The 3,057-nt window shown below is 61.3% G+C and carries 3 protein-coding genes; all 3 read right to left on the bottom strand.

Annotation, left to right across the window (positions count from 1 at the left end; all coding sequences use genetic code 11):
• Positions 1 to 279 (bottom strand): DUF4147 domain-containing protein (locus AC1D00_RS34035; RefSeq protein WP_477013684.1); only part of this gene is annotated, 279 nt, incomplete at its 3' end.
• A gap of 194 nt (positions 280 to 473) precedes the next feature.
• Entirely contained in the window at positions 474 to 1,703 is a 1,230-nt protein-coding gene (locus tag AC1D00_RS34030; protein WP_025575793.1) for an ABC transporter substrate-binding protein, read from the bottom strand.
• 238 nt (positions 1,704 to 1,941) lie between these two features.
• Positions 1,942 to 3,057, bottom strand: a 1,116-nt coding sequence (locus tag AC1D00_RS34025; protein WP_477013683.1) for an ABC transporter substrate-binding protein, incomplete at its 5' end; no start/stop codon positions are given.

Genomic DNA, 3,057 nt, shown 5'->3' with positions numbered 1-3,057 from the left:
GGGATGGCCGGCTTCGACCACGCGGATGCGGCGGGTCGGCACACCGTAGCCGTGGCGTGTGGTGGCGATGCCGACCAGCCGCTCCGGCGCGAGCTTCAGCACGTCGAGATAATGCCGCTCGGCGGCCGCGGCCATCGCGCCGGCGCCCTTGCCGGCGGCGAGGCAGATCACGCGTCCTTTTGGGGCCGGCCGCAGATGCGGCGCCAGAATTGTATTCGGATGCGCGGCGGCAACGGCGGCGTCGTAGAGCGCGCGGAGCAGGGGACGTCGGTCGGTCATGACGGTGGCCTTGAGCAGACTGAAGCGATGGCGGCGAATTCGCCGTTCACCTGCCTACCGTATCATGCGCGAAAGCGTAAGCAGGGTTTACCATCATTCGATTGTGCAATCGCGTGATCATAATCGCCGTGCAGCAAAAAGCCCCCCGCGAGAGGCTCGCAGGGGGCTTTCGCATATTTGGATCCTGCTGGCGGCTAGCCGCCGACGTCGGCGCTGATCACGTCGCCGAACAGCTCCCACTTCTCGCCCTTGAACTTCTCGAGCTGCAGCTGGCTGATCGGTGCGAAATCGGTCGGCGAGGTGTTGATCTTCACGCCCGGCAGCAGCGCCTCGGTGCGGAAGTCCTTCAGGTTCGCCGCCTGCTTCATGACGTTCTCGCGTGTGAGATTGTCGCCGCACTGCTTCAGCACCTGGACCAGCGTCTGTGCCACGGCATAGCCGACGATGGTGCCCTTATCGAGCTTGTCGCCCTCGGGGAAGTATTTGGTCATGAATGCCAAAAACTCCTTCATGCCGGGATCGTTGTTCCACGCGGGATCCGACACGTCCTTCAGATAGTCGGCCGAGATGATGTCCTGGCCGTTCTCGAAGCCGGCGGGCTTCATCACGCTGCCGACGGAGGCCGAGACGTTGTTGAGGAAGTGCAGCGGCTTCCAGCCGATCTCGGAATTCTTCTTGATCGCCTGCGCGGCGAATTTCGGCGTCGTGATGTTCATGAACACGTCGGCGCCGGTCGATTTCAGCTTGACGATGTGGTTGTCGATGGTCGGCTCGGAGGTCTCATAGCTCTCCTCGATCACGATCATCGAGGCCGCCTTGGCGCCCAGGCCGTCCTTCAGGCCCTTCAGATAGTCCTTGCCGTAATCGTCGTTCTGGTAGAGCACGGCGATCTTGGCGTCCGGCTTGTTCTTCAAGAGCCACTTCGCATAGATCTGCGTCTCGCTCTGGTAGTTGGGCTGCCAGCCCATCGTCCAGGGGAAGTTCTGCGGATCGTTCCACTTGGTGGCGCCGGTGGCGACGAACAGCTGCGGCACCTTCTTCGAGTTCATGTATTTCTGGATCGCCGAGTTCGGCGGCGTGCCGAGCGAGTTGAAGATGAACAGGACCTCGTCGCTCTCGACCAGCTTGCGCGCCTGCTCGACCGTCTTCGGCGGCGAATAGGCGTCGTCGTAGCTGATATAGTTGATCTTGCGGCCGTTGATGCCGCCCTCTTCGTTGATCTTCTTGAAATAGGCGGCTTCGGTCCGCCCGATGATGCCGTAGGCGGAGGCCGGTCCGCTGTAGGGCATGATGTTGCCGATCTTGATCTCGGTGTCGGTCGCGCCGGTATCGTATTTCTTCTGGGCCGATGCAGTGGAGGCCGAGGCCGCAATGAGCGCAAGCGCCAGTGACGCGGCCGCAAGTTTGCCGGTGACAGCGGGCATTCCTATCTCCCTATTTTCTTGGTGTGTGCGCCCCGTTTCTTGTCTTGATTGTTTTTGGCGACGCGGCCGCAATTCAATACGATTTGTCCTGTGCCTTCAACAGAAAGCCCCTGCAACGGCGTCGCAGGGGCTGCTTCTTTAGTAGTCAAGGACGGGCGCGGTCTCGTGTGCGAATGCGAGACAGCACGGCTGTCTTGAGTTGCTTAATTCGTACAGAGCGATTTTGAGTTGAGCTGGTTCAGTTGCCCGTCTCGCTCGAGATGATGTCGCCGAACAGCTCCCATTTCCTGCCCTTGAACCGCATCATCTGGAGCTGTTCGATCGGGGCGAAATTGTCCGGTGCGGTCTTGATCCTGATACCGGGCAGCAGCGTGTCCGGCGCGAAATCCTTCAGGCTGGCGGCCTGCTTCATGACGTTCTCGCGGGTGAGGTCGTCGCCGCACATCTGCAGCACCTTCACCATGGTCTGGGCCGCGGCGTATCCGAACACCACGCCGGTATCGAGCTTGTTCGCCTTCGGATCGTAGTGCGCGAGGAAGTCATAGAACTTCTTCATGCCCTCATCGGCGTTCCATTGCGGGTCGGAGCCGTCCTTGGTGTAGCTGGCCGACAGGATGCCTTGCGAGATTTCGAGCCCCGCCGGCTCCAGCACGCCGCCGACCGAGGCCGAGACGTTGGAGAGGATGTGGGTCGGATGCCAGCTGATCTCGGCCGCCTTCTTGATCGCTTGCGCGGCGAATTTCGGCGTGGTGATGCTGATCAGGACGTCGGCGCCCGAGGCCTTCAGCTTCACGACGTGCTCGTCGACCGCGGGCTCCGAGGTGTCGTAGGCCTCTTCCATCACGATCATCGACGCCTTGGCCCCCAAGCCGGCCTTCAGCCCCTTCAGATAGTCCTTGCCGAAATCGTCGTTCTGGTAGAGCACGCCGATCTTCGCGTCCGGCTTCTCCTTCATGATGTACTTGGCATAGATGCGCGCCTCGCTCGCGTAGCTCGGCTGCCAGCCCATGGTCCAGGGATATTGCCTGGGATCGTTCCATTTCGAGGCGCCGCTCGCCACGAACAATTGCGGCACCTTCTTCTCGTTCATGTATTTGCGGATCGCGCCGTTGGTGGAGGTGCCGAGCGAGCCGAAGATGAGCAGCACCCCGTCGCTCTCGACCAGCTTGCGCGCCTGCTCCACCGTCTTCGGCGGCGAATAGCCGTCGTCGTAGGAGATGAACTTGATCTTGCGGCCGTTGACGCCGCCCTCGGCATTGATCTTGTTGAAATAGGCTTCCTCGGTCCTGCCGATCGCGGCATAGGCGGAGGCCGGCCCGCTATAGGGCATGATGTTGCCGATCTTGATCTCGGT

The sequence above is a fragment of the Bradyrhizobium sp. P2_E8 genome (assembly GCF_056403875.1).
This window is presented reverse-complemented; position numbering and strand designations above follow the sequence as displayed.